Here is a 25,042-nt window from a genome sequence, read left to right as displayed (position 1 = left end):
TCAGCGGTCCCGGTCCTCGGGTGGCCGCTGCGGCGGGGAAGTGCGCTGGTCCGGCCCGGGCGCCGGGGCGCGCCGGGCCTCCGCGCGCAGCAGGGCGCGCAGGACGGCGTACGGATCTGTGGTCATGGCTGTGCTGCTCCTCGCGTCGAACCGACCGGCCTGGTGGGTACGGCGGGGCGGTCAGCAGCGCAGGACCACCGTGCGCGGCAGGCACGCGGGGTACGGCGCCCGGAGCGGGCCGGGGCGCGGGCGGACCGCCGGCCGGGCGGGCGCCGGACCGGGCGGCAGCGCGGGGCGCTCGGGTACGCCCGCCCGCTGGGCCGGGCGGTCCGGCGGCCGCGGCACCGTGCCGGGTACGTCGTGCTCGGCGCTCTCCGCGACCACCGGGAAGTCCACGAGATCGGGCGCCGGTACGGTGGCGCCGGGCACCCACAGGACGAGCAGCAGCACGAGGATCCGCAGCCGGCGGCGGCCGGGGAACGCGCGGGTGCTGCTCCTGCTCATGGTCGTTGTTTCCCCGCCCGGACGGGACGGGCCGCACGCCACGCCGGAGAACCATCCGTTCGGGTGTATGCGAGCGGCCCGAGTTGACGGCCGGTCAGACGGTGCGCGGCACCCGGCGGGCCCGGCCGCGGATCCCGAGCGCCGTGACGATCTCCACGATGCCCACCGCGAGCAGCCAGATTCCGCCGACGAGGGTCAGCACCGCGACCGACTCGAACGGCGAGTCGATGAGCACGATCCCGGCGATGAGGGTGAGCACCCCGAGGAAGATCTGCCGACCGCGTGCGGGCGTGCGGGGGTCGTGCACGGCGGCCACGGTCTGGGTGATCCCGCGGAACAGCCAGCCGATGCCGATCCACAGCCCGAGCAGCAGGATCGACTGCATGGGCCCGCGGAAGCAGAGCAGGCCGAGCAGGATCGACAGCGCGCCGCTGATGAAGGCGAGCACGCGCAGCGAGGTCGTCTGGTGCGTGCCGAAGGCCGCCACGAGCTGTAAGACGCCGCTGTAGAGGAGATAGAGCCCGAACAGCACGCCGACGGCGAGCAGCGAGGCGCCCGGCCAGACCAGCACCAGCACGCCGAGCACCAGGGAGCCCAGCCCGGTGAGCAGGACGACCTGCCAGGCGGCCCGGGACAGGGTGTGCAGCGGGCCCTCGAACGGCGGTTCCGGTTCCGGGTGCCCGCGCGCCCGTTCCGTCGTCGGGTGCCCCTGGTGCGGGTCGGCCGCGTGGGTGTGCCGGTCGTCGTACTCGCGGTTCCCGTGCGGGCCGCCGCTCGGTGCCTCGGTCATGCTCCATGCTGGGCGCGGCGGCCCGGCGGGAGCCACCGGAGTGGGCCGTACGGGTGACACGCCCGCGCTGCTACTTCTCCTTCCCCTTCTCGTTCTCCTTCTTCTTCGCTGCCTTCGTCTGCTGCTTGAAGGCACGCACCTTGGCCAGGGACTCCGGGCCGGTGATGTCGGCGACGGACCGGAAGGTGTCCGGCTCGCCGTAGGCACCGGCGGCCTCCCGCCAGCCGGCCGGCGCGACCCCGAGCCGCTTGCCGAGCAGGGCCAGGAAGATCTGCGCCTTCTGCCTGCCGAACCCCGGCAGCTCCTCCAGCCGGCGCAGCAGCTCGGCCCCGCTGGAGGCGTCCCGCCAGACCGCCTCCGCGTCCCCGTCGTAGTGCTCGACGAGGTACTGGCAGAGCTGCTGGACGCGCTTGGCCATCGACCCCGGGTAGCGGTGCACCGCGGGCTTCTCGGCGAGCAGCGCGGCGAAGGCCTCCGGGTCCGTCGCGGCGATCTCGTGGGCGTCCAGGTCCTCGGTGCCGAGCCGGTCGGCGATGGTCCGGGGGCCCTTGAACGCCCACTCCATCGGGATCTGCTGGTCCAGCAGCATCCCGGTCAGCGCGGCGAGCGGGGAGCGCCCGAGCAGCGCGTCGGCCGCGGGGTCCTGGGCGAGGTGCAGGGTGACGTCCATGGGCCGATGATCCCGCGCGCCCGGCCACGACGCGCGCGGTCCCCGCGTCACCTGCGCGGTTCCCGCGCCGCCCTCTCCGGTCGCCCTTTCCTGTCTCTCCGGTCGCCCCGCGCCGTCCCCGCGTCGCCGGGCGGGACCGTCCGGCGCCCGGGCGTGGTGCGGCGGAGAGCCGTCCGCCCGCGCTCGCTCCGCCGGTGAGTCGTCCGCCCGCCTGCCATACGGGCGTGGCGCGGAGGGAGAGCCGTCAGTCCGCCCCGGCACCCGTGCTCGGTGCAGTGGGGAGTCGTGCGTCCGGCGCCGCGCTCGCTCCGCCGGGAAGCCGCCCGCCCGCCGTCCGGGCACGGTGCACCGGCGGGCCATCCGCTCGCCCAGCGCCCGCGTCCCGCCCCTGAGCCGTCCGTTCGTTCAGTCCGCGCGCCAGTAGCCCAGTGCGTGCACCCGCTGCTTCGGCACGCCCAGGTCCTTGCGGACGTAGGCGGCGAGGGTGCGGGTGGTCGCCGTGTCGCAGGCGATCCAGACGTAGGGCCGCGGGGTGCCGGCGAGGACGGCGGGCAGCTCGGCGCGGACCCGTGCCACCAGGTGGGCGCCCGCGTCCCGGCGCGGAACGGACCGTATCTCGTGCCGGCCGGGCTCCGTCCGGCAGGGCAGTCCCGCCGGTTCGCCCTCGAACCAGACGGTGGCCGGGGCCGGAGCCAGGGCGCCGAGGAGGGAGTTGAGCGCGGGCAGCGAGGCCGGGTCGCCGATCGCGAGGACGTGGGAGGGCGCCGGGTCCGGGTGCTGGAAGCCGGTGCCCTGGACGGTGGCCTCGATGGTGTCGCCGGGCCGTGCGGTCCGGGCCCAGTCGGAGGCCACGCCCTCGTGCAGGGCGAACTCCAGGGCGAAGGTGCCGGCGGCCGGGTCGGGGTCGACCAGGGTGTAGGCCCGCTGGTGCGGCCGGCCGTGGTCGGAGAACCACAGCCGTACCCACATCGTCGGGTGGACGCCGGCCGCGGCGAGCAGCCCGCCGTCGGACAGCCGCAGCCGGCGGTAGCGCGGGGTCACGTCCTCGGTGTCGAGGACGGTCAGCATGAAGTCCTTGGCGCGCAGCAGTTTCAGCACCGCGCCCTCCCAGCCCCGCCCCTGCCCCATGACCCCTCCACCGTTCGCGTACGATTCCGCCACAGAAAAACTTAGGCAAGGCTAACCTAAAGATCGAGGGAGTCCTGGTGGCCATCGAGATCTACCGCGATGCCTGGGGCGTCCCCCATCTGCGCGCGTCCGACGCCCGGGAACTCGCCCGCGCCCAGGGCCTGGTCACCGCCCGCGACCGGGCCTGGCAGCTCGAGGTCGAACGGCACCGCCTCCAGGGCACCTCCGCCTCCTTCCTCGGCGCCGGCGCCCTGTCCTGGGACGTGTTCGCCCGCCGGGCCCGGCTCGCCGACACCGCCCGCCGCTGCTTCGCCGCGCTGGAGCGCCGGGACCCGCGGACGGCGGACTGGGTACGGGCGTACGCCGACGGCGTCAACGACGGGCTGGCCGCCGGCGCCCGCCGCGCCCCCGAGTTCGCCCGCACCCGGCTGGCCCCGGGCCGCTGGCAGCCCTGGACACCGCTCGGCGTCTGGCTCGGCACGCACATCCTCTTCGCCGGGTTCCCGGCCAAGCTCTGGCGCGAGCAGGCGACACGGCACCTCGGACCGGAGGCCGTCGGCCTGTTCGCCACCGACGGGCCCGGCACGGCGGGCAGCAACGGCTGGCTGCTCACCGGCGAGCGCACCGCCACCGGGCACGCGCTCCTCGCCGGCGACCCGCACCGCGTCATCGAGGACCCCGGCGTCTACCAGCAGATCCGCCTGTCCTGCCCCGAGTTCGACGTGCTCGGCCTGGCGGTGCCCGGCGTGCCCGGCATTCCGCACTTCGGCCACACCGGCACCGTGGCCTGGGCCATCACCAACGCCATGGCCGACTACCAGGACCTCTACCGGGAACGGCTGCGCCGCACCGGCGCGGGCGTCGAGGCCCTCGGCCCGGACGGCGCCTGGCACCGCGCCGCCCGCCACACGGAGACCGTCCACATCGCGGGCGAGCCGTCCCTCGGCATCGAACTCCTCGAGACGGCCCGGGGACCGGTGATCGCGGGCGGCCCGGAGGGACTGGACGGCACGGGCGGTACGCCCGGACAGGACGGCGCGACCGAGGCGCTCGCCCTGCGCTACCCGCCCCGCGTCACCGAAGACCTCGGCTTCGGCGCCCTCCTCCCGCTCCTGCGCGCCCGCACCGTCGCCGACGTCGACCGGGCCCTGGACGCCTGGGCCGAGCCGGTCAACGTCGTCCAGGCCGCCGACACCGCCGGCGGCACCCTGCACCGCGTCGCCGGCCGGGTCCCGCGGCGCGCCGAGGCCAACCGCCGCCACCCGGTCCCCGCCTGGGAGCCCGGCCACGACTGGCACGGCACGCACGAGATGCCGTACGGCGGACTCACCGACGGCATCGCGGTGATGGCCAACACCCACGGCCCGGCCACCCCGCTCGGCGTCGAGTTCGCCCCGCCCCACCGCGCCGCCCGGATCCGCGCGCTGCTCACCGCCCGCCGCGCCTGGACCGCCGACGCCATGGCCGCGATCCACACCGACACCCACCTCGCCTCCGCCGCGCCCCTGCTGGACCGGCTCGCCGCCCTCACCGGCCTCACCCCCGCCGCCGCGGCCCTGCGCGGCCGCCTGCTCGCCTGGGACCGCCACATGGACGCCGGCAGCACCGACGCGGCGGCGTACGCGGCGGTGCGCGGCGCGGTCGTACGCCGGCTCGCCGCGCACCCGGTCCTCGCCCCGCTCGCCGAACCCCCGGCCTACCCGGACGTCCTGCGGCCCTGGCTCGCCCTCGTCCCGCGTATCGCCTACGCCCTCGAACACCTGCTGAGCACCGAGGACCTGTACGGCATCGACCGCACGGCCGTCGTACGCGATGCCCTGGAGGAGACCGCCGCCGCCGCGCTTGCCCGTCCCTGGGCCGCCACCCACCGCCTGGCTCCCTGGCGGGCGCTGCCGGACGGGCCGTACCCGGACTCCGCCGAACCCGGGCTCGGCGGCGACCACGACTGCGTGCTGTGCACCTCGGCCGTCCCCGGCCACACCGACCGCGCCGTCCGCGGCCCGGCCGCCCGCTACGTCTGGGACCTGGCCGACCGCGACGACAGCCGCTGGGTGGTGCCCTTCGGCGCCGACGGCGTCCCCGGCAGCCCCCACCACCGCGACCAGCTCCCGCTGTGGCTGACGGGCGAACTGGCCCCCGTGGTCACCGACTGGGCACTGCTCACCCCCGAGCCGGCCACCGACGAACACCTCGAGGAAGACCGATGACCGATCTGCACGTCCAGCACATCGACGGCTACGGCACCGTCCGCGTCCGCCCCGTCGACCCCGAGGCCGACGCGGAGGTGCTCCACGCCTGGGTAAGCGACGAACGCGCCGCGTTCTGGGGCATGAACGGCCTCGGCCGGGCCCGGGTCGCCGAGGTCTACGCCCACCTGGCCACCCTCGACACCCACCACGCCTACCTGGTCACCAAGGACGGCGAACCGGCCGCGCTCCTCCAGACGTACGAGCCGTCCGCCGACCGGGTCGGGGAGTGCTACGACGTCCGCCCCGGCGACCTCGGCGTCCACCTCCTGCTCGCCCCCGCCGGCCCCGGCGGCCGGCGTCCCGGCTGGACGTCCGCCCTGCTGCGGGCGTTGACGACGTACACGCTGCTGGTCCTGGACCGCCGCCGGATCGTGATCGACCCGGACGTGCGCAACACCAAGGCGATCGAGCGCTTCGAACGCCAGGGCTTCGAGCGCGGCCCCGCCGTCGTCCTGCCCGAGGTCGTCCTGCCCGACGTCCACCTGCCCGAGAAGCACGCCCAACTCGCGTTCCTGGACCGGGCGGTAGCCTTCCCCGGGTGACGACGCCCGAAGAGCTGACCGCGCACTACGGCCTCGAACCCCTGCCCCGCGAAGGCGGCCTGTTCCGGCGCACCTGGGCCGGGCCCGAGCGACCGGACGGCCGTCCCGAGGGCTCGGCCATCGTCGTGCTGCTCACCGCCGGCGACTACTCCGCCCTGCACCGCCTGCCCTTCGCCGAGGTCTGGCACTTCCACCTCGGCGACCCGCTCCACCTGCTGCTCCTCGCCCCCGACGGCACCACCCGCCGCCCCGTCCTCGGCCCGGACCTGCGCGCCGGCCAGCACCTCCAGCTGACCGTGCCGGCCCGCACCTGGATGGGCGCGCGGGTGGCGGCGGGCGGCGCGTGGACGTTCTTCGGCTGCACGATGGCCCCCGGGTTCACCTACGCGGACTACGAACACGGCGACCCGGCCGAGCTGACGGCGCGTTACCCGGCCGAGGCCGCCCTGATCACGGAACTCTGCCGCCCATGACACCCCCCGCGCCCCTGCTCGACGGACAGACCGCCCTGGTGACCGGCGCGGGCGGCGGCATCGGCCGCGCCCTCGCCCTGCGCTTCGCCGAGCACGGCGCCGCGGTGGCCCTGCACTGCCGTACGGCCCTCGCCGACGCCACCGACACGGCGCGCCGCATCCGGGCGGCGGGCGGCCGGGCGACCGTGCTCCAGGCCGACCTGACGGACGAGGCCGCCTGCCGGCGCCTGGTCGAGGAAGCGGCGCACTGGTCGGCCGGCCGGCTCACCGCACTCGTCAACAACGCGGCCGTCCAGCCGGTCCAGCCGCTCCCCGGCATGACCGCGGACGACTGGCGCGGGGTCGTCGACACCAACCTGACCAGCGTCTTCGCCTGCACCCAGGCGGCCGCCGCCGTCCTGCGCGCCCAGGGCGGCGGCACCATCACCCATATCGCCTCCATCGAGGCCGGCCACCCGGCCCCCGGCCACGCCCACTACGGCGCGGCCAAGGCGGCGGTGGTCGTGCACGCCCGCGCGGCCGCCCTGGAGTACGGCCCCGACGGCATCCGCGTCAACACGGTCTCGCCCGGCCTGATCGACCGGCCCGGACTGGCCGCGTCCTGGCCGGACGGCGTACGGCGCTGGCTCGCCGCCGCCCCGGCCGGCCGCCTGGGCCGCCCCGAGGACGTGGCCGACGCCTGCGTCTTCCTCGCCTCTCCGCTGGCGTCCTGGATCACCGGCCACGACCTGGTGGTGGACGGCGGAGTGACGGCCCGCCCGGCCTGGTGAGCGCGCGGCCCGCTTCCCCCGTACGTATACCGGGGCCCTGTCACGGAGCACGGGCGGAGGGGACGGAGGCGGAGGGTGCTGCGCGAGGGACACCGGGGCAGACGACGACACCAGGGCTCGCCCCGGCACACGAGGGCTACGTGCACGGGCCTGGCTGAGCTGCGGGGGCGGGTGCTGCTCGGGGGGCTGTCGCTGGTCCGGCGCCTGACGCTGCCGCGGGGTCTGGCCTTGGTCCGGCGTCTGGTCCTGTTTCGGCGCCTGATGCTGGTGTGGGGCTTGGCCCTGGTCCGGCTACCGGTGCCGGTCCCGGGCCCGCGCTCTGTCCCGCGTCCCCGTACGGTCCTCGCCCTGCTGCCCGTGCTGCCCGTTCTGCTCCTGGGGCTGGTCCTCGGGACGGCGGCCCCGGCCTCGGCGCACACCGTGCTGCGCGGGGCCGACCCGGCCGACGGAAGCGTCCTGCGCACCGCGCCCCGCCGGATCACCCTCGTCTTCACCGAGCCGGTCGGCCTGCCGGCCGGCTCCTTCCGGGTCTACGACCCCGGCAACCACCGGGTCCGCACCGGTCCCGCCGGCCACGCCCCCGGCCGCTCCGACACCGCGCGGGTCACCCTGCCCGGCGGGCTGGCCACCGGCACGTACACGGTGGCCTGGCGGGTGGTGTCGGCCGACAGCCACCCGGTGTCCGGCGCCCTCACCTTCTCGGTGGGCGAACGGACGGCGGCACCGGCCCCGCTCCCGGACCGTACGGAGAACCGCGCCACCACCGCCCTGCACACCATCGCGCGCTATCTCGCCTACCTCTCCCTGGCCCTGCTGCTGGGCACCGCCGCGTTCACGGCCTACTGCCGCCCGCCCGCGTCGGCCCGGCTGCGCCCCCTCGCCCTGACCGGCGCGGTCACGCTGGGCGCCGCCACGACCGCCGGGTACCTGCTGCGGGCGCCGTACGAGGAAGGCACCTCCCCGGCGACCGCGCTCAGCCTCTCCGCCCTCGCCCACACGGCGACGACCCGCCCCGGTCTGCTGCTCCTGGCCCGGCTGGCGCTGCTGCTCCTGGCGGCGGGCTGCGCGGCCCTGCTGCGCCGGCGCCGCATCCGGCCGCCGCGCCGCGCGACCCTCGTGACGACCGCCGTGCTGGCCCTCGCCCTGTCCCTGACCTGGACCGCGTCCGACCACGCGGCGGCGGGCATCCAGGTCCCGGCGGCGCTGGTCTCCGCCACCCTGCACCTGCTGGCCACGGCGGCCTGGCTGGGCGGCCTGGCGGCCCTCCTGCGGACGCTGCGCCGCGCCCCGGCCGGCGGCCTGCCCGCCTCGGTCCCGGAGCGCTTCTCCCGGCTGGCCACGGTCTCGGTGACCGTCCTGGCCCTGACCGGCGTCTACCAGTCCTGGCGGGGCCTCGGTTCCTGGCAGGCGCTGACGGACACGGCGTACGGCCGCACCCTGCTGGCCAAGCTGGCGGCCGTCACCGCGCTCCTGCTCGCGGCGGCCTGCTCCCGCACCTGGACGCGCCGGGCCGCACGGGGACCGGTGGCCCCGCACCTCCTGCGCCGCTCGGTCCTGGCCGAGACGACGGCCGCCGTCCTGGTCCTCGCCCTGACCACCCTGCTCACCGGCACCGCGCCCGGCCGTACGGCGACGCGGTCCGCACCGCCCGTCCCGGCACCGGCGGGCCTTCCCACGGCGTCCGTCACCACCCTCCCCTTCGACACCGGCGCCCCCGGCGGCCACGGCAGGGTGCAGATCACCCTGGATCCCGGCCGGGTGGGCGAGAACTCCGTCCAGGCGGTGGTCTACGGCCCCGACGGCGGCCTCGCCGCGGTCCCCGAACTCCGGGTCACCCTCACGCTCCCGGCCCGGCGCGTGGGCCCGCTGGACACCCGCCTCACCGACCGCGGCGGCTACTGGGCCGTCGACGCCTTCGTCCTCCCGTCCTCCGGCACCTGGACGCTGAAGGCGACGGTCCGCGTCTCGGAGGTGGACCAGGCAACGGCATCGGCCCCCCTGCAAGTGCCGAACCACTGATCCGCCCCCGGAACACGGACAACGACGAAGGGCCCCACCGCAAGCGGTGGGGCCCTTCGACATCGTGCCCGGTGAGGCACTGGCGGAGGATACGAGATTCGAACTCGTGAGGGGTTGCCCCCAACACGCTTTCCAAGCGTGCGCCCTAGGCCTCTAGGCGAATCCTCCGCCGCAAACATTACATGACCGAGGAGGGTGCTCGCGTCCCCCGTTCCCGCAGGCCGTCCCCGGGTGGGGTCGCGGGGGACGGCGGGTTCGGACCGGGGGCCGCCATCGGGTACTGTGGAGCACAGCCCCTCACGCGGCGCTATCTGACTGAACTCCCCCAGGGCCGGAAGGCAGCAAGGGTAAGTCGGCTCTGGCGGGTGCGTGGGGGGCGCTTGCGTTCCCGGAGCCACGGGCGGAGCCGCTTGTCAGTGGGCGCCATTAACCTCGTATGCGTGTCGTCTCTCGCGCTGTACCGCCGCTATCGCCCGGAGACCTTTGCCGAGGTCATCGGGCAGGAGCATGTCACCGACCCGCTGCAGCAGGCGCTGCGGAACAACCGGGTCAATCACGCGTACCTGTTCAGCGGGCCGCGCGGATGTGGCAAGACGACCAGCGCGCGCATCCTGGCCCGCTGTCTGAACTGTGAGCAAGGTCCCACGCCGACCCCCTGCGGGGAGTGCCAGTCGTGCCGCGACCTCGCGCGGAACGGGCCCGGCTCGATCGACGTCATCGAGATCGACGCGGCCTCGCACGGTGGTGTGGACGACGCCCGTGACCTGCGCGAAAAGGCGTTCTTCGGCCCCGCGGGCAGCCGGTACAAGATCTACATCATCGACGAGGCCCACATGGTCACGTCGGCCGGTTTCAACGCCCTGCTGAAGGTCGTCGAAGAGCCGCCGGAGCATCTGAAGTTCATCTTCGCGACCACCGAGCCCGAGAAGGTCATCGGCACCATCCGGTCGCGGACCCACCACTACCCGTTCCGGCTCGTGCCCCCCGGGACGCTGCGTGACTACCTCGCCCAGGTGTGCGGGCAGGAGGACATCCCGGTCGCGGAGGGCGTCCTGCCGCTCGTCGTGCGCGCCGGCGCGGGTTCCGTGCGTGACTCCATGTCCGTCATGGACCAGCTCCTCGCCGGCGCCGGCGAGGACGGTGTGACGTACGCCATGGCGACCTCCCTCCTCGGTTACACGGACGGCTCCCTGCTCGACTCCGTCGTGGAGGCGTTCGCCACCGGTGACGGCGCCGCCGCCTTCGAGGTCGTCGACCGCGTCATCGAGGGGGGCAACGACCCGCGCCGCTTCGTCGCCGACCTGCTGGAGCGGCTGCGGGACCTCGTCATCCTCGCCGCCGTGCCGGACGCCGTGGAGAAGGGCCTCCTCGACGCCCCGGCCGACGTGCTGGAGCGGATGCAGGCCCAGGCCGAGACCTTCGGCGCCGCCGAGCTGAGCCGCGCCGCCGACCTGGTCAACGAGGGCCTGACGGAGATGCGCGGCGCCACCTCGCCCCGCCTCCAGCTCGAACTGATCTGCGCCCGCGTCCTGCTCCCGGCCGCCTACGGCGACGAGCGTGCCCTGATGGCCCGGCTCGACCGCCTGGAGCGGGGCGTCGCCTTCTCGGGCGGCGGTGCCGTGCCGGCCATGGGGTACGTGCCCGGTCCCGAGGCGCACGCCGCCGCGGCCGTGGCACCGGGGGCCGGTGCCGGCGCGCTCTCCGTGCCGACCGGTGGCGGGCCCGCGGCGGTCCGTGCGGCCGTCCGGGGCCCGGGTGCTCCGGGTGCCACGGGTGATCCGGCGGTCCAGGGTGCTCCGGCCGCCCCGGCCCCCGCTCCCGCGGCTCAGCCCCCGGCTGCCTCCGCTCCCGCTCCCGCCCCCGCGCCGGTGCCTCCGTCCGCCCCGGCCGCCCCCGCCCCGGCTCCCGCTCCCGCCCCCGCTCCCGCGGCTCAGTCCCCGGCCGCCTCCGCTCCCGCCCCCGGCGCCTGGCCCACCGCCGCGTCCGCCGGTGGCGGCCGGCGGCCCGGTGGCTGGCCCACGGCCGGCGGGCGGCCGGGCGAGGGCCCCGGCCGTCCGGCCCAGCAGCAGCCGGCCCAGCAGCCGGCCCAGCAGCCGGCCCAGCAGCCGGCCCAGCAGCCCGGCCGGGCCGTGCCCGCCTCCGCGCCCGCGGCCCAGGCCCCGGCGCCCGCCCCGGCCGCTCCCGCCGGTGGTCTCGACCCCCGCGCGCTCTGGCCGAACATCCTGGAGGCCGTCAAGAACCGCCGCCGCTTCACCTGGATCCTGCTCAGCCAGAACGCGCAGGTGACCGGCTTCGACGGCACGACCCTCCAGCTCGGCTTCGTCAACGCCGGCGCCCGTGACAACTTCGCGAGCAGCGGCAGCGAGGACGTGCTGCGGCAGGCGCTGGCCGAGCAGTTCCACGTGCAGTGGAAGATCGAGGCGGTGCTCGACCCGTCCGGCGGCGGCTCCGCCCCGCAGGCCCCGGGCGGCACGTCCGGCTACGGCGGCGCGTCCGCCGGCGGCTACGGCAGTGCCCCCGGCGGTGGCTACGGCGCCCCGGCCGCCCCCCGCCCGGCGGCGCCCCAGCCGGCCCCCCAGGCGCCCGCCGCACCCCGGCACAGCGCTCCGGCCGGGCCCGCGCCGGCGTCCCGGCCGGCCGCGCCCGAGCCGCCGCCCGTCGCGCCCGAGGACGACATCCCCGAGGACGACGATCCGGACCTGGACGAGTCGGCCCTGTCCGGCCACGAACTGATCGTGCGCGAGCTGGGAGCGACGGTGGTGGAAGAGGTCTCCAACGAGTAGCCGGCGGCCGGGGGCTGCCGCCCGGTCCGGCCTCCCGGCCGCCCCGCACGGGCCGGTTTTGGAGGAAGCTCCGAGAAACCCGGGCCCCGGGCTTCGGTGGCCTTGCCAGTAGGCTGACCCCCGTGAAGGTCCTTGTCATCGGAAGCGGCGCCCGCGAACACGCCCTGTGCCGCTCCCTGTCCCTCGACCCCGACGTCACCGCGCTGCACTGCGCCCCCGGCAACGCCGGGATCGCCGAGGTGGCCGAGCTGCACCGGGTCGACGCGCTCGACGGCGCCGCGGTCGCCGAGCTGGCCACCGGCCTCGGTGCCGAGCTGGTCGTCGTCGGCCCGGAGGCCCCGCTGGTCGCCGGCGTGTCCGACGCCGTCCGGGCGGCCGGCATCCCGGTGTTCGGTCCCTCCGGCGAGGCCGCCCGGATCGAGGGCTCCAAGGCCTTCGCCAAGGACGTCATGGCCGCGGCGGCCGTGCCGACCGCCCGCTCGTACGTCTGCACCACGCCCGAGGAGGTCGCCGAGGCCCTCGACGCCTTCGGCGCCCCGTACGTCGTCAAGGACGACGGGCTCGCCGCCGGCAAGGGCGTCGTCGTCACCCCGGACATCGAAGTGGCCAAGGCGCACGCCGCCGGGTGCGACCGGGTGGTGATCGAGGAGTTCCTCGACGGCCCGGAGGTGTCCCTGTTCGCCGTCACCGACGGCGAGACGGTCGTCCCGCTCCAGCCCGCCCAGGACTTCAAGCGCGCCCTGGACGGCGACGAGGGCCCGAACACCGGCGGCATGGGCGCGTACTCGCCGCTGCCGTGGGCCGACCCGAAGCTGGTCGACGAGGTGCTGCAGACCGTGCTCCAGCCGACGGTGGACGAGATGCGCCGCCGGGGCACGCCCTTCTCCGGGCTGCTCTACGCCGGTCTGGCGATCACCTCGCGCGGGGTCCGGGTCATCGAATTCAACGCCCGCTTCGGCGACCCGGAGACCCAGGTCGTGCTGGCCCGCCTGCGGACCCCGCTGGCCGGCGTCCTGATGGCCGCCGCCACCGGGCACCTCGCCGACCTGCCGCCGCTGCGCTGGAGCGAGGACGCGGCCGTCACCGTCGTCGTCGCCTCGCACAACTACCCGGACACCCCGCGCACCGGCGACCCGATCACCGGCCTGGACGCGGTGGCCGCCGAGGACGCCCCGCACGCGTACGTCCTGCACGCCGGCACCCGGCGGGACGGCGACGCGGTCGTCAGCGCCGGCGGACGCGTGCTGTCCGTGACGGCCACCGGCCGGGACCTGACCGAGGCGCGCGAGCGGGCGTACCGGGCCGTGGGCCGGATCGGCCTGGACGGCTCGCAGCACCGCACCGACATCGCGGCGAAGGTGGCGCAGTCCGCGGGCGCCTGAGCCCCAGCCGTCTGACCTGCGCTTACGTCATCCAGGCCCCGGATCCACGATCCGGGGCCTGATCTTTGCTGTGCGTCACCCAGCTCTGACCAAAGCCATTCCATCGGGTGAGCAATCGCCTATCCGGCTGACGAGGGCCCGGGCCCCAACTAGGGTGCCGCGCAAGCGTTCCGGCACTTGGCCCACCGGCATTGCGATGTCGGTGGCGGGTGCCACAGTGGGGGAGTGACCAACACCAGGGCAGCACGCGATCGGCAGAGAGGGGGCGAGGGCGGCACGTGACCGGAATCGGTGTGGAGGCGGGCGCACAGGCCGCGCGCTCCCGGGCCCTCGCCGTGCTGCGGGTCCGGGGCCGGGCGCTGGCCGTGGCCCTGCTGCCCGCGGGCGCCGCGGTGATCCTGCTGGCCGGCGGCTCCACCGGTCACCTCACCGGGCCGGGCTGGGACGCCGCCCGCTGGGCCGTGGGCGGGTGCGCAGTGCTGGTGCTGCTGGCCGCGGCCGCCGTCGCCCTGGTCGTGGCCCGGGCCCGGCCCGCCATGAGCCCGACGGTGCCGGTCGCGGAGGAGTCCGCCCCGGATCTGTACCGGATGGTGCGCGACCTCGCCGACCGCCTGGACGTACCGGTCCCCTCCGCCATAGCGCTCACTCCCGACTGCGACAGCTGGCTGGAGGACCGGGCGCACTCCGCGCACGGTCCGCCCGCGCGTCCGGCGCCCGACGAGCCGGCGGGCCAGGGCCGCCGCCGGGCGCCCACCGCGCCGGTCCTCGTCATCGGCTCCCCGTTCCTGTGGTGGATGCGCGTCGGCGAACTGCGCGCGGTCCTCGCCCCGGTGATCGCGGGTACGGGCCCTTCGGCGCACCCCGACATAGCCGCCGCCCGCCGCTTCGTGCGCGGTCTGGACGCGGCCGTGGCCGTCGCCTCGGCACCGGGCCGCCGAGCGCCGCTGCGCGGGCTGTGCGCGGCCCTCGGCTGGGTGGTCCGGCTGCTGCTGCGCGGCTGCCAGGAGCACGCCACGCAGATGGAGCGCGGGGTCGCCGCGGCGGCGGCCGAGCGCGCCCAGGCGGTCGACTACGGCCTGCGGATCGTCGCCCAGGAACAGGTCGGGCTCGCGTACGCCGGCTGGGACCGGCTGCTGACCAGGGTGGCGCTGCCCGCCTGGCGCATGGGCCGCTGGCCGTCCCGGCTGGACGCGGGCGTGGTCGCGGCGCTCACCGAGCTGTCCCGCCGCGACCGGCTCGCCGAGGGCTTCGCCTCCCGGCTGGGCGAGCGGCCGGCCTGCGATCTGCTGGAGGAGCCCGGCGTGGTGGACGAGGCCACGTCCCTGCTCGCCGCCCACCTGTTCCACGGGGGTCCCGCGGAGTCCTGTGCCGACTGGGCGCCGGTGGACTGGCAGGCGTATCCGGAGGAGGTCGTGGACCGCACCTGGCGCGCCGACGCGGCCCGCCTGCACCGCGCCCTGGACGCCCTGGGCGTACGCCCCTCCCACGCCCCCGGCCCGACCGCCCCCACCCTCTCCCGGGTCCTGGACCACCTCACGACCCACCCCGTCCCCGACGCCGACCCCCCGCCGGGAGAGCCCGCGCCGACCCCGGCCCCCGAGACCCACCCCGCCGCACCCCCCGTCCAGCCCGCCGACACGCTGGACCTCCCCAGCGACGACGTGCCTCCGACGAACCCCGAGCCCCACCCAGCGACGGCCCCGACGACCGCCCCCGGCGAGCCGTCCGCAGGGTCCGCCCCCGGCGAGTCCGTCCGGCAGACCGCCTCTGGCGGGGCCCCCGCCCAGCCCGCATCCGGCGGGGCCGCCGCCGGGCCCGCTCCCGGCGAGGCCCCCGCGCGGCCCGCATCCGGCGGGTCGTCCGCGCAGCCGGCCGGGGAGACGACCACCGGCGAGGCCGTCGTACCCCCCGCCGCAGGGTCCGCCCCCGGCGAGCCCGCCCGACAGCCCGCCTCTGGCGATGCCCCCACCCAGCCCGCTCCCGGCGGGGCCGCCGCACGGCCCGCCCCCGGCGAGGCCCCCACCCAGCCCGCATCCGGCGGGTCGACCGCGTACCCGGCCCCGGAGACCGCGGCCGGCGAGCCCGCCGTGCCCCCCGTCCCCGGCGAGCCGTCCGCAGGGTCCGCCCCCGGCGAGTCCGTCCGGCGGACCGCCTCTGGCGATGCCCCCGCCCAGCCCGCTCCCGGCGGGGCCGTCGCCCAGCCCGCCTCTGGCGATGCCCCCGCCCAGCCCGCTCCCGGCGAGGCCCCCGAACGGCCCGCATCCGGCGGGTCGACCGCGTACCCGGCCCCGGAGACCGCCGCCGTCGAGGCCCCTGCGGCGCCCGCCCCCACCGGCCCCGACTGGCAGCCCGCCCCCGGCGAGCCCTCCGCGCCATCCGCACCCGTCGAATCCGCGCCCCCCGCCCCCGGCGAACCCCCCGCACAGCCCGCCCCCGGCGGGTCTCCCGCGCACTCGGCCTCCCAGCCCGCCCCCGGCGCAGCTCCCCCGCCTCCCGGTTCGGAGACCCTCGACGAGGGCGGGGTCCCCCGACCGGGGGTGTCCGCGTTTGACGTTGCCACCCGCACGGGTGATGCGGAGGGGCCTGGGATGGACGCCTGCGGCGACGCCGGGGCGGAGTCGGCCGACACCGCCGGTACGGATCGCGGCACCACCCTCGCCGCCCGCCTCAGCGCCGAACTGGCCCGCGAGGAAGCCCGCGTGCGGAAGGGCAAGGGCGCGGCCAAGGGCAAGGGCGCGGGCGTGTCCCCCGTCGGCCAGGCCCCCGGCAACCCCCCGTGGAACGCCTGCGACTGCGGGCTGCCCGGCCTGTCCCCGTTCCCGCTGCAACCCCAGCGCACCGCCCGTGAGCTGCTCGCGGACCACGTCACGGCGATGGTGTGCTGCGCGGCCGTGGACACCGCGGGCGCGGTCCCCGCCCTGGACTGGCTGGACGGCCCGTCCCTGCTGCTGGGCGGCGAGCGGGCCGCCGACCTGACGCCCCGGGTGCTCCGCCTGATCGAGGAGGGAGACCCGGGCCCGCTGCGCGACTGGCTGGCCGCGTCCGGCATACGCCCGGAGAAGCCCGTACGGCTCGTCTGACACCGTCGCGGCCCCCGCCCGACGCTGTCCCGCCGTTACGGAAAGACGTCTTCCACTTCAGGTCAATTCGACACGACCAGTGACTGGCCACACGCGTTATGTGATGTGCTGGAACCGACCACGCCCTTGGCAAAGGCGCGCGACATACGTCAGCGCGGCCGGGCCCCGCCGAGGACGGCGAGAACAGCAGACCCGCGAGCACCGCCGAGACAGTCACGGGGGGCATGAGGGAGGGGAGCGACCATGGCCTCGGACCACATTCGCCGCTGGGAGTCCGGAGCGCTCGCGCACGCCGTCACCGATCCGTTCGGCCAGGGTCCGGTGCCCTGGCTGCGCGGCAGCGAGATGTACTACGACGACACCGGCCAGGTGCTTCCCTGGTACGTCGACCCCAGCCCGGAGCAGCTCGGCGGAGGCGCCCGCGGACGGATCCCGGTGCCGCGCGTGACCCTGGCCGGCCTGCGCTCGTCCGACGACGTGCGCCGCCAGATCAAGGGCTTCACCTCCAGCGGCGCGGTCGCGCCCGGCGAGGCGATCGACTTCCACATCACGGTAGACCCGCCGCAGGAGTTCGGCGTCGACATCTACCGCATCGGCCACTACGGCGGCGACGGCGCCTCCAAGGTCACCACCAGCCCCCGGCTCTCCGGCATCGTCCAGCCCCCGCCGCTGACCGCCGACCGCACGGTCTCCTGCCACCACTGGTGGCTGTCCTGGCGCCTCCAGGTGCCCTCGTACTGGACCATCGGCGCCTATGTCGCCGTCCTGACCACCGCCGACGGCTACCGCTCCCACGTGCCGTTCACGGTGCGCGACGACCACCCGGCCGACCTGCTCCTGCTGCTGCCCGACGTCACCTGGCAGGCGTACAACCTGTATCCGGAGGACGGCCACACCGGTGCCAGCCTCTACCACGCCTGGGACGAGAGGGGCCGACTCCTCGGCGAGTCCGACGCGGCCACCACGGTCTCCTTCGACCGGCCGTACGCGGGCGCGGGCCTGCCGCTGCACGTCGGCCACGCCTACGACTTCATCCGCTGGGCCGAGCGCTACGGCTACGACCTCGCCTACGCCGACGCCCGCGACCTGCACGCCGGCCGGATCGATCCGACCCGCTACCGCGGCCTGGTCTTCCCGGGCCACGACGAGTACTGGTCGGCGCCGATGCGCCGGGCCGTCGAGGACGCCCGCGACCGGGGCACCTCGCTGGTCTTCCTCTCCGCCAACACCATGTACTGGCAGGTGGAGCTGGGCCCGTCCCCGTCCGGGGTGCCGGACCGGCTGCTGTCCTGCCGGAAGCGCAAGGGCCCGGGCCGGCCGGTGCTGTGGCGGGAGGTCGACCGGCCCGAACAGCAGCTGATCGGCATCCAGTACGCGGGCCGGGTGCCCGAGCCGCAGCCGCTGATCGTCCGCAACGGCGGCCACTGGCTGTGGGAGGCGACCGGCGCGCACGAGGGCGACGAGATCGCCGGGCTGGTCGCCGGCGAGGCGGACCGGTACTTCCCGCGCACCGCGCTGCCCGAGCACGACGAGCGCATCCTGCTCGCCCACTCGCCGTACACCGACAGCGACGGCGTCCTGCGCCACCAGGAGACCTCGCTCTACCGCGCACCCTCCGGAGCCTGGGTGTTCGCCTCCGGCACCTTCGCCTGGTCCCCGGCCCTGGACCGGCCGGGCCACGTCGATCCGCGCGTCCAGCGCGCCACCGCCAATCTGCTCGACCGCATCTGCAAACGCGACTGATCCCCGCCCGCCCGTCCCCTCCGGACCCCGACCGGCCGCCGGCCGGCCCCATACGGGAGAATCGAGGCACTTGTACAGAACCACGGGGAGGAACCGTGTCCGGATTCGTCGAAAAGCCCGAACCGATCGAGGTTCCGGGCCTGGTGCACCTGCACACCGGAAAGGTGCGCGACCTGTACCGGAACGAGGCGGGCGACCTCGTGATGGTCGCCAGCGACCGCATGTCCGCCTATGACTGGGTACTGCCCACGGAGATCCCCGACAAGGGCCGCGTCCTCACCCAGCTGTCCCTGTGGTGGTTCGACCAGCTGCGCGACATCGCCACGAACCACGTCATCGGCACCGAGGTGCCCGAGGGCGCCCCGGCCGACTGGGCGGGCCGCACGCTGGTCTGCAAGTCGCTGGAGATGGTCCCGGTGGAGTGCGTGGCCCGCGGTTACCTCACCGGTTCCGGCCTCGTCGAGTACCGGCAGTCCCGTACGGTCTGCGGCCTCGCCCTCCCCGAGGGCCTCGTCGACGGCTCCGAACTGCCCGCCCCGATCTTCACCCCGGCCACCAAGGCCGAGGTCGGCGAGCACGACGAGAACGTCTCCTACGAGGAGGTGGCCCGCCAGGTCGGCGCGGAGACCGCCGCCCACCTGCGCCAGGCCACGCTCGCGGTGTACGCGCGGGCCCGGGACATCGCCCGCGACCGCGGGATCATCCTGGCGGACACCAAGTTCGAGTTCGGCTTCGACGGCGACACCCTCGTCCTCGCCGACGAGGTCCTCACCCCGGACTCCTCCCGCTTCTGGCCGGCCGACCAGTGGCAGCCGGGCCGCGCCCAGCCGTCGTACGACAAGCAGTTCGTGCGGGACTGGCTGACCTCGCCGGAGTCCGGCTGGGACCGGAGGAGCGAGCAGCCTCCGCCGCCGCTGCCGGAGCAGGTCGTGGCGGCGACCCGGCAGAAGTACGTGGAGGCGTACGAGCGGCTGACGGGCAGCCGCTGGAGCTGACGGAACGCGAGAAGACCCCGGTCCAGTGGACCGGGGTCTTCTTCGTGGAGCGGACGACGAGGCTCGAACTCGCGACCTCAACCTTGGCAAGGTTGCGCTCTACCAACTGAGCTACGTCCGCACTGCGCCGTGGCGCGACAGCAACTATACCCAACCTCGCCCGGGTGCGGGACACACTGCCGCCCGGCGGTTCCCGGCACCCGGCCGGGGAGGGACGGCCGCGCGCGGTCCCCGGCGACAGCGCGGCCCGCCGGCGATCTCCACGGCCGGTGCGCCGTAGGCGGCGGGCGCTCGGCGGGTCCGCCGCCCACGCGGTCGGCTGCGCGTGCCCGGCAACGACCGCGCCTGCGGCCAACTCGGGCCCGGTACAACGGTTCGCGGGGCGCACGGTACGGATGATCCCGGTGCGCCGACGGTCGCGGCGGTGAACCGGCGGACGGCGGGCCCACCGGCCGCGCGCGCCCGTTCCCTCTGTCCGGACCGCCCGCGCTCGGCATCCAGCGGCCGGGCGGTGTGGTGCGCGGAGATGTGACGGTCTTCACTCCGGAAACCCGGGACCGGAACCCGGGAGGCGGGAAACGAGAAGACCCCGGTCCAGTGGACCGGGGTCTTCTTCGTGGAGCGGACGACGAGGTTCGAACTCGCGACCTCAACCTTGGCAAGGTTGCGCTCTACCAACTGAGCTACGTCCGCACTGCCCCCGACCGGCTCCCACCGATCGGTGCGAGCACCAGCCTACCTGATCCACAACCGTGGTCGGGCCGGCGGTGCCAGAGCGGGTGACAGGAATCGCACACTGCGCCTTCCCCCTGGAAGGGGGATGTTCTACTACTGAACTACACCCGCATCGTCCTCGGGATCCGGCCTTTCGGCCTCGCCCCTCGGCGTGCTCCAGACATTAGCTGATCAGCAGGGGGGTAGCGCAAGTCGGCTCCCCCCGCGCCCCCGTCCAGCCCAAGTGCACGGCCCTCAGGGCACCCTGACGGGCCCTGAGGGCTCGCCCCTTCGCGGGCTCACTGCGCGGCGCTGAACGCCTCGTAGACCTTCTTCGGGATGCGTCCCCGGGCCGGGACGTCCATCTTGTTGGCCTGCGCCCAGGCGCGGACGGCCGCCGGGTCGGGGGCGACCTCCGTCTGCTTGTACGCCTTGCCGGACCGCGACCGCTTGCGGCCGGCCTCGACGTACGGCGCGAGCGTCTTGCGCAGTTTCTCGGCGTTGGTTTCGTTCAGGTCGATCTCGTACGACTTGCCGTCGAGTCCGAAGGCGATCGTCTCCGCCGCTTCCGAGCCGTCGATGTCGTCAAAGAGAGTGACCACGACCTTTTGCGCCACGAATAATCGGTCCCTTCGTGCGGCACGTCGTTACAGCTCAACGCCGACGACATGCCGAGTATCGGCTATTGCCAATTCATTTGTACAGTGCCCGGCAATGCAAAGTGAAGCCCGACTAAATCCGTCCGCGTGTCCGGGTGCAATAGGTGCGGCGGGGCGGACTGTGGAACTTTCCCAGAACTTTTCTCGGGTGCGCGGCTCCGACACCCGATCGTGATGCGCCTCACGTACTTTCCTCCAACTCTACCCGCGTAGAAATTTTGTGCGGGTAGTCTGAAGGGACCTGCTCAGCACCACACACCGGGAGTGCCAGTGGCACGCGTCGTAGTCGACGTCATGCTCAAGCCGGAGATCCTCGACCCCCAGGGCCAGGCGGTCCAGCGTGCGCTGCCCCGCCTGGGATTCGAAGGGATCTCGGACGTACGTCAGGGAAAGCGTTTCGAACTGGAAGTGGAGGGGCCGGTCGACGAGGCCGCGCTCGCCCGGATCCGCGATCTTGCGGAATCCTTCCTCGCCAACACCGTGATCGAGGACTTCACCGTCCGGGTCGACGAAGTCGCGGAGGCGGCCAAGTGACCGCTCGTATTGGCGTCGTCACTTTCCCGGGCAGCCTGGACGACCGGGACACCCGGCGTGCGGTGCGTATCGCCGGGGCCGAACCGGTGGCCCTCTGGCACAAGGACAAGGACCTCAAGCAGGTCGACGCCGTCGTCCTGTGCGGCGGCTTCTCCTACGGCGACTACCTGCGGGCCGGCGCCATCGCCCGCTTCTCGCCGGTGATGGACTCCGTGATCGAGCAGGCGAAGGCCGGGCTGCCGGTCCTCGGCATCTGCAACGGCTTCCAGATCCTCACCGAGGCCCACCTCCTGCCGGGCGCCATGCTGGGCAACGACCACCTCCACTTCATCTGCCGCGACCAGAAGCTGCGGGTGGAGAACGCGGAGACCTCCTGGACCAGCGACTACCGCGCCGGCCAGGAGATCCACGTCCCGCTGAAGAACATGGACGGCCGGTACGTCGCCGACCCCTACACGCTGGACAAGCTGGAGGCCGAGGGCCGGGTCGCCTTCCGGTACCTCGACTTCAACCCGAACGGCTCGCTCAACGACATCGCCGGCGTCACCAACGAGGCCGGGAACGTCGTCGGCCTCATGCCGCACCCCGAGCACGCCGTCGAGCCGCTGATCGGTTCCGGCCGGACCGACGGGCTCCCGTTCTTCACGTCGATCCTCAAGAAGCTGGTGGGCGCATGAGCCGGACGCCTCTGGACACGGTCGGGCACGCGGCCGCGACCCCCGACGTCGAGCTGCCCTGGGCCGAACTCGGTCTGAAGAAGGACGAGTACGAGCGGGTGGTGGAGATCCTCGGCCGCCGCCCGACCGGCGCCGAACTCGCCATGTACTCGGTCATGTGGTCCGAGCACTGTTCGTACAAGTCCTCCAAGGTCCACCTGCGCCAGTTCGGCGAGAAGGCGCCGCAGTCGGACGCGCTGCTCGTCGGCATCGGCGAGAACGCCGGCGTGGTGGACGTCGGCCAGGGCTACGCGGTCACCTTCAAGGTCGAGTCGCACAACCACCCGTCGTACGTCGAGCCCTACCAGGGCGCGGCCACCGGTGTCGGCGGCATCGTCCGCGACATCATCGCGATGGGCGCCCGCCCGGTCGCGGTCGTGGACCCGCTGCGCTTCGGCGCCGCCGACCACCCCGACACCAAGCGCGTCCTGCCGGGCGTGGTCGCGGGCATCGGCGGCTACGGCAACTGCCTGGGCCTGCCCAACATCGGCGGCGAGGTCGTCTTCGACGCCTGCTACCAGGGCAACCCACTGGTCAACGCCGGCGCCATCGGTGTGATGCGGCACGAGGACATCCACCTGGCGAAGGCGTCCGGCGCGGGCAACAAGGTCATCCTCTACGGCGCCCGGACCGGCGGCGACGGCATCGGCGGCGCCTCCATCCTGGCCTCCGAGACCTTCGACGACGCCAAGCCCTCCAAGCGCCCCGCCGTCCAGGTCGGCGACCCCTTCCAGGAGAAGCTCCTCATCGAGTGCACCCTGGAGGCCTTCCGGGAGAAGCTGGTCGTCGGCATCCAGGACCTCGGCGCGGCCGGTCTGTCCTGCGCGACGAGCGAGCTGGCGTCCAACGGCTCCGGCGGTATGCGCGTCACCCTGGACGACGTCCCGCTGCGCGACTCCACGCTCTCGCCCGAGGAGATCCTCATGAGCGAGTCGCAGGAGCGCATGTGCGCGGTCGTGGAGCCGGACAAGGTCGGCCGCTTCCTGGAGATCTGCGAGAAGTGGGACGTCATCGCCACGGTCATCGGCGAGGTGACCGACGGCGACCGGCTGGAGATCTTCTGGCACGGCGAGAAGATCGTGGACGTCGATCCGCGCACGGTCGCGCACGACGGCCCGGTCTACGAGCGTCCGTACGCCCGCCCCGACTGGCAGGACGCCCTCCAGGCCGACGACGCGAACAAGCTGCCCCGCCCGGAGACGGCCGAGGAGCTGAAGGCCCAGGTCCTGAAGCTGGTCGGCTCGCCGAACCAGGCGTCGAAGCAGTGGATCACCTCCCAGTACGACCACTTCGTGCAGGGCAACACCGTCCTCGCCCAGCCGGAGGACTCCGGCATGATCCGCGTGGACGAGGAGACCGGGCTCGGCGTCGCCATCGCGACGGACGGCAACGGCCGGTACGCGAAGCTGGACCCGTACACGGGCGCCCAGCTCGCCCTCGCCGAGGCGTACCGGAACGTGGCCACCACCGGCGCCAGGCCGCTGGCCGTCTCCGACTGCCTGAACTTCGGCTCGCCAGAGGACCCGGCCGTGATGTGGCAGTTCGCGGAGGCCGTGCGCGGCCTGGCGGACGGCTGCCTCCAGCTCGGCACCCCGGTGACCGGCGGCAACGTCTCGCTGTACAACCAGACCGGCGAGGCCGCCATCCACCCCACCCCGGTGGTGGCCGTGCTCGGCGTGATCGACGACGTCGCCCGCCGCACCCCGGTCGCCTTCCAGGAGGAGGGCCAGCTGCTCTACCTCCTCGGCGACACCCGGGAGGAGTTCGGCGGCTCGGCCTGGTCCCAGGTGATCCACGACCACCTCGGCGGCCTGCCGCCGGCGGTGGACCTGGAGCGGGAGCGGCTGCTCGCCGAGATCCTGATCTCCGCCTCCCGCGACGGCATGATCGACTCCGCGCACGACCTGTCCGACGGCGGTCTGGTCCAGGCCGTGGTCGAGTCCGCGCTGCTCGGCGGCAAGGGCGCGCGGCTGGTCGTACCGGACGGCCTGGACGCCTTCACCTTCCTGTTCTCCGAGTCGGCCGGGCGCGCCGTCGTCGCCGTGCCGCGCTCGGAGGAGGTGCGGTTCAACGACATGTGCGGTGCGCGCGGCCTGCCGGCCACCCGTATCGGTGTCGTGGACGGCGACGCGCTGGAGGTCCAGGGCGAGTTCACGCTGACCCTGGCCGAGCTGCGCGAGGCGCACGAGAGCACGATCCCGGCGCTGCTGGCCTAGCCGGGACCCGCCGCGTCACCGGCCGGCCGGGACAGCGCACCCGGCCGGCCGCACCGGCGGTGTCACGGACGCGGCGGGCCCGCCCGGTGCCCCGGGCGGGCCCGCCGCGTCTGCGGACGGCCCGCGGGGGAACCGGGCGAAGTCACGGCCGGCGCCGCTGTATTGACTCGTCGGGCGGGCCCGCGCCCGCATAGGCTCGGCGCCATGCCACCGGTCAGGAAACGCGCGCGCAGCTACGACCCCGCCAGGACCCGGGCCGCGGTCCTCGCCCAGCTCGGCCACGTACGGGAGGCCGTCCGCGGGCTCGACGCCGAGCGGCTCGCCCTGCCCACCCGGCTCGGCGACTGGACCGTACGGGACCTGGCCGCGCACATCGGCATGGCCGTCACCGCCGTGCAGCGGGCCGCGGACCGGCCGGCGCCGCCGAGGCAGGACGTCCGGGTGGCCGAGTGGGCCTTCGCGCCCGCCGGCAACTCCGCCGCCATCGCCGACGCCACCCGGAAGCTGGCCGCGGACCATCCGGACCTCGACGCCTACCTCGCCGACGCCGAGCAGGGCCTGCGCGCCCTGCTCGACGGGCAGCCCGGCGGCCGGCTGCTGGAGACCAGCGCGGGCGCCCTGCCGCTCGACGACTACCTGGTCACCCGGACCGTCGAACTCGTCGTCCACACCGACGACCTGAACGCCGCCGTCCCGGGCCTCGACGTGCCCCAGGACCGGCAGGCGCTGGCCGCCGCCACCCGGCTGCTCGCCGACGCCCTCGCCGTGAAGGCGCCCGGCGGTTCCACCGAGGTGCGGGTGCCGCCGTACGCCGTCGTGCAGTGCGTGGAAGGGCCCCGGCACACCCGCGGCACCCCGCCGAACGTCGTGGAGACCGACCCGCTGACCTGGATCCGGCTGGCCACCGGCCGGCTGGCCTGGGCGGACGCGGTGGCCGGCGCGCAGGTCAGCGCGAGCGGGGAGCGGGCGGACCTGGGCGGCCTGCTGCCGTTGCTGGCGTGACCGCGGCGCGGGGCGGGCGGCCGTACGCCACGCCGCTGCCCCGCGTGCCGTGACCGCCGTCCGCAAGGCGGCG

Annotated in this window: 20 protein-coding genes, 4 tRNA genes and 1 other RNA gene; 15 read left to right on the top strand and 10 right to left on the bottom strand. The window is 75.0% G+C overall.

The features are described 5' to 3' along the window. From ACZ4SV_RS31085 to ACZ4SV_RS31065, 5 genes are all read right to left on the bottom strand, one after another. On the bottom strand, positions 1-126 hold the full coding sequence (locus tag ACZ4SV_RS31085) for a hypothetical protein (protein WP_365874128.1): 126 nt from the start codon (positions 124-126) through the stop codon (positions 1-3). 54 nt (positions 127-180) lie between these two features. Then, positions 181-504, bottom strand: a complete 324-nt coding sequence (locus ACZ4SV_RS31080; RefSeq protein WP_468008223.1) for a hypothetical protein — start codon at positions 502-504, stop codon at positions 181-183. 94 nt (positions 505-598) lie between these two features. After that, positions 599-1,294, bottom strand: coding sequence for an HdeD family acid-resistance protein (locus tag ACZ4SV_RS31075; protein ID WP_468008221.1), 696 nt, complete (start codon positions 1,292-1,294; stop codon positions 599-601). Positions 1,295-1,364: 70 nt separating this feature from the next. Then, on the bottom strand, positions 1,365-1,964 hold the full coding sequence (locus ACZ4SV_RS31070; protein ID WP_397936709.1) for an HhH-GPD-type base excision DNA repair protein: 600 nt from the start codon (positions 1,962-1,964) through the stop codon (positions 1,365-1,367). A 405-nt stretch (positions 1,965-2,369) separates the two neighbouring features. Continuing rightward, positions 2,370-3,092 carry a siderophore-interacting protein gene (locus ACZ4SV_RS31065; protein ID WP_468008218.1) on the bottom strand — a complete coding sequence of 241 codons (723 nt, stop codon included), beginning with the start codon at positions 3,090-3,092 and terminating at the stop codon, positions 2,370-2,372. 77 nt (positions 3,093-3,169) lie between these two features. Between ACZ4SV_RS31065 and ACZ4SV_RS31060 the strand changes: the two genes are divergently transcribed. From ACZ4SV_RS31060 to ACZ4SV_RS31040, 5 genes are all read left to right on the top strand, one after another. Continuing rightward, entirely contained in the window at positions 3,170-5,299 is a 2,130-nt protein-coding gene (locus ACZ4SV_RS31060) for a penicillin acylase family protein (RefSeq protein ID WP_468008216.1), read from the top strand. Next, on the top strand, positions 5,296-5,883 hold the full coding sequence (locus tag ACZ4SV_RS31055) for a GNAT family N-acetyltransferase (protein ID WP_468008212.1): 588 nt from the start codon (positions 5,296-5,298) through the stop codon (positions 5,881-5,883). The genes ACZ4SV_RS31060 and ACZ4SV_RS31055 overlap by 4 nt, the downstream gene beginning before the upstream one ends. Continuing rightward, positions 5,880-6,356 carry a cupin domain-containing protein gene (locus ACZ4SV_RS31050; RefSeq protein WP_397936712.1) on the top strand — a complete coding sequence of 159 codons (477 nt, stop codon included), beginning with the start codon at positions 5,880-5,882 and terminating at the stop codon, positions 6,354-6,356. The genes ACZ4SV_RS31055 and ACZ4SV_RS31050 overlap by 4 nt, the downstream gene beginning before the upstream one ends. Beyond that, positions 6,353-7,126, top strand: coding sequence for an SDR family NAD(P)-dependent oxidoreductase (locus tag ACZ4SV_RS31045; protein ID WP_397936713.1), 774 nt, complete (start codon positions 6,353-6,355; stop codon positions 7,124-7,126). The genes ACZ4SV_RS31050 and ACZ4SV_RS31045 overlap by 4 nt, the downstream gene beginning before the upstream one ends. 261 nt (positions 7,127-7,387) lie before the next feature. Then, positions 7,388-9,145 (top strand): copper resistance CopC/CopD family protein, encoded by a 1,758-nt coding sequence (locus ACZ4SV_RS31040; RefSeq protein WP_468008380.1) that lies wholly within the window; start codon positions 7,388-7,390, stop codon positions 9,143-9,145. 80 nt (positions 9,146-9,225) lie between these two features. Here ACZ4SV_RS31040 and ACZ4SV_RS31035 read toward each other — a convergent pair. Beyond that, positions 9,226-9,313 (bottom strand) — tRNA-Ser (locus ACZ4SV_RS31035). 120 nt (positions 9,314-9,433) lie between these two features. Here ACZ4SV_RS31035 and ffs point away from each other — a divergent pair. The 6 genes from ffs (at position 9,434) to ACZ4SV_RS31005 (ending at position 19,128) form a co-directional block, all read left to right on the top strand. Further along, positions 9,434-9,532, top strand: an RNA gene (gene ffs, locus ACZ4SV_RS31030) — signal recognition particle sRNA small type. A 53-nt stretch (positions 9,533-9,585) separates the two neighbouring features. Beyond that, entirely contained in the window at positions 9,586-11,928 is a 2,343-nt protein-coding gene (locus ACZ4SV_RS31025; protein WP_468008209.1) for a DNA polymerase III subunit gamma and tau, read from the top strand. A 122-nt stretch (positions 11,929-12,050) separates the two neighbouring features. After that, complete coding sequence (purD, locus tag ACZ4SV_RS31020; protein ID WP_468008207.1) at positions 12,051-13,310, top strand: phosphoribosylamine--glycine ligase; 1,260 nt, start codon at positions 12,051-12,053, stop codon at positions 13,308-13,310. A gap of 278 nt (positions 13,311-13,588) precedes the next feature. After that, positions 13,589-16,390 (top strand): hypothetical protein, encoded by a 2,802-nt coding sequence (locus tag ACZ4SV_RS31015; RefSeq protein WP_468008205.1) that lies wholly within the window; start codon positions 13,589-13,591, stop codon positions 16,388-16,390. 243 nt (positions 16,391-16,633) lie between these two features. Further along, positions 16,634-18,133: a N,N-dimethylformamidase beta subunit family domain-containing protein gene (locus ACZ4SV_RS31010; protein ID WP_468008203.1), complete on the top strand. Its 1,500-nt coding sequence runs from the start codon at positions 16,634-16,636 to the stop codon at positions 18,131-18,133. A gap of 95 nt (positions 18,134-18,228) precedes the next feature. Next, complete coding sequence (locus ACZ4SV_RS31005) at positions 18,229-19,128, top strand: phosphoribosylaminoimidazolesuccinocarboxamide synthase (protein WP_468008201.1); 900 nt, start codon at positions 18,229-18,231, stop codon at positions 19,126-19,128. Between the two features lie 45 nt (positions 19,129-19,173). Here the strand turns inward: ACZ4SV_RS31005 and ACZ4SV_RS31000 are convergent. The 4 genes from ACZ4SV_RS31000 to ACZ4SV_RS30985 form a co-directional block, all read right to left on the bottom strand. Further along, a tRNA-Gly gene (locus ACZ4SV_RS31000) sits at positions 19,174-19,249 on the bottom strand. A gap of 496 nt (positions 19,250-19,745) precedes the next feature. Continuing rightward, a tRNA-Gly gene (locus ACZ4SV_RS30995) sits at positions 19,746-19,821 on the bottom strand. Positions 19,822-19,902: 81 nt separating this feature from the next. Next, positions 19,903-19,974 (bottom strand) — tRNA-Gly (locus ACZ4SV_RS30990). 167 nt (positions 19,975-20,141) lie between these two features. After that, positions 20,142-20,459: a histone-like nucleoid-structuring protein Lsr2 gene (locus tag ACZ4SV_RS30985; protein WP_365876874.1), complete on the bottom strand. Its 318-nt coding sequence runs from the start codon at positions 20,457-20,459 to the stop codon at positions 20,142-20,144. Between the two features lie 312 nt (positions 20,460-20,771). Between ACZ4SV_RS30985 and purS the strand changes: the two genes are divergently transcribed. The 4 genes from purS to ACZ4SV_RS30965 all read left to right on the top strand — a co-directional run bounded on the left by purS (position 20,772) and on the right by ACZ4SV_RS30965 (position 24,969). After that, entirely contained in the window at positions 20,772-21,035 is a 264-nt protein-coding gene (gene purS / locus ACZ4SV_RS30980; RefSeq protein ID WP_365876876.1) for a phosphoribosylformylglycinamidine synthase subunit PurS, read from the top strand. Further along, the gene (gene purQ / locus ACZ4SV_RS30975) at positions 21,032-21,712 is read left to right on the top strand and encodes a phosphoribosylformylglycinamidine synthase subunit PurQ (protein WP_365876878.1); all 681 of its coding nucleotides are present in this window, start codon (positions 21,032-21,034) and stop codon (positions 21,710-21,712) included. Before purS ends, purQ begins: the two co-directional genes overlap by 4 nt. After that, positions 21,709-23,967: a phosphoribosylformylglycinamidine synthase subunit PurL gene (gene purL, locus ACZ4SV_RS30970; RefSeq protein WP_468008198.1), complete on the top strand. Its 2,259-nt coding sequence runs from the start codon at positions 21,709-21,711 to the stop codon at positions 23,965-23,967. The genes purQ and purL overlap by 4 nt, the downstream gene beginning before the upstream one ends. A 204-nt stretch (positions 23,968-24,171) precedes the next feature. Beyond that, positions 24,172-24,969, top strand: a complete 798-nt coding sequence (locus ACZ4SV_RS30965) for a maleylpyruvate isomerase family mycothiol-dependent enzyme (RefSeq protein ID WP_468008196.1) — start codon at positions 24,172-24,174, stop codon at positions 24,967-24,969. The last annotated feature ends 73 nt before the right edge of the window (positions 24,970-25,042 follow it).

It is taken from the genome of Streptomyces sp. NPDC027672 (assembly GCF_055566335.1).
This window is presented reverse-complemented; position numbering and strand designations above follow the sequence as displayed.

Bases quoted from the DNA above. Each gene is read 5' to 3' on its own strand.
- ACZ4SV_RS31040 (WP_468008380.1), top strand. From the start codon at position 7,388: ATGCTGGTGTGGGGCTTGGCCCTGGTCCGGCTACCGGTGCCGGTCCCG.
- ACZ4SV_RS31065 (WP_468008218.1), bottom strand. From the start codon at position 3,092: ATGGGGCAGGGGCGGGGCTGGGAGGGCGCGGTGCTGAAACTGCTGCGC.
- ACZ4SV_RS31075 (WP_468008221.1), bottom strand. From the start codon at position 1,294: ATGACCGAGGCACCGAGCGGCGGCCCGCACGGGAACCGCGAGTACGAC.
- purL (WP_468008198.1), top strand. From the start codon at position 21,709: ATGAGCCGGACGCCTCTGGACACGGTCGGGCACGCGGCCGCGACCCCC.
- ACZ4SV_RS30965 (WP_468008196.1), top strand. From the start codon at position 24,172: ATGCCACCGGTCAGGAAACGCGCGCGCAGCTACGACCCCGCCAGGACC.
- ACZ4SV_RS31070 (WP_397936709.1), bottom strand. From the start codon at position 1,964: ATGGACGTCACCCTGCACCTCGCCCAGGACCCCGCGGCCGACGCGCTG.
- ACZ4SV_RS31010 (WP_468008203.1), top strand. From the start codon at position 16,634: ATGGCCTCGGACCACATTCGCCGCTGGGAGTCCGGAGCGCTCGCGCAC.
- ACZ4SV_RS31045 (WP_397936713.1), top strand. From the start codon at position 6,353: ATGACACCCCCCGCGCCCCTGCTCGACGGACAGACCGCCCTGGTGACC.
- ACZ4SV_RS31080 (WP_468008223.1), bottom strand. From the start codon at position 504: ATGAGCAGGAGCAGCACCCGCGCGTTCCCCGGCCGCCGCCGGCTGCGG.
- ACZ4SV_RS31085 (WP_365874128.1), bottom strand. From the start codon at position 126: ATGACCACAGATCCGTACGCCGTCCTGCGCGCCCTGCTGCGCGCGGAG.
- ACZ4SV_RS31055 (WP_468008212.1), top strand. From the start codon at position 5,296: ATGACCGATCTGCACGTCCAGCACATCGACGGCTACGGCACCGTCCGC.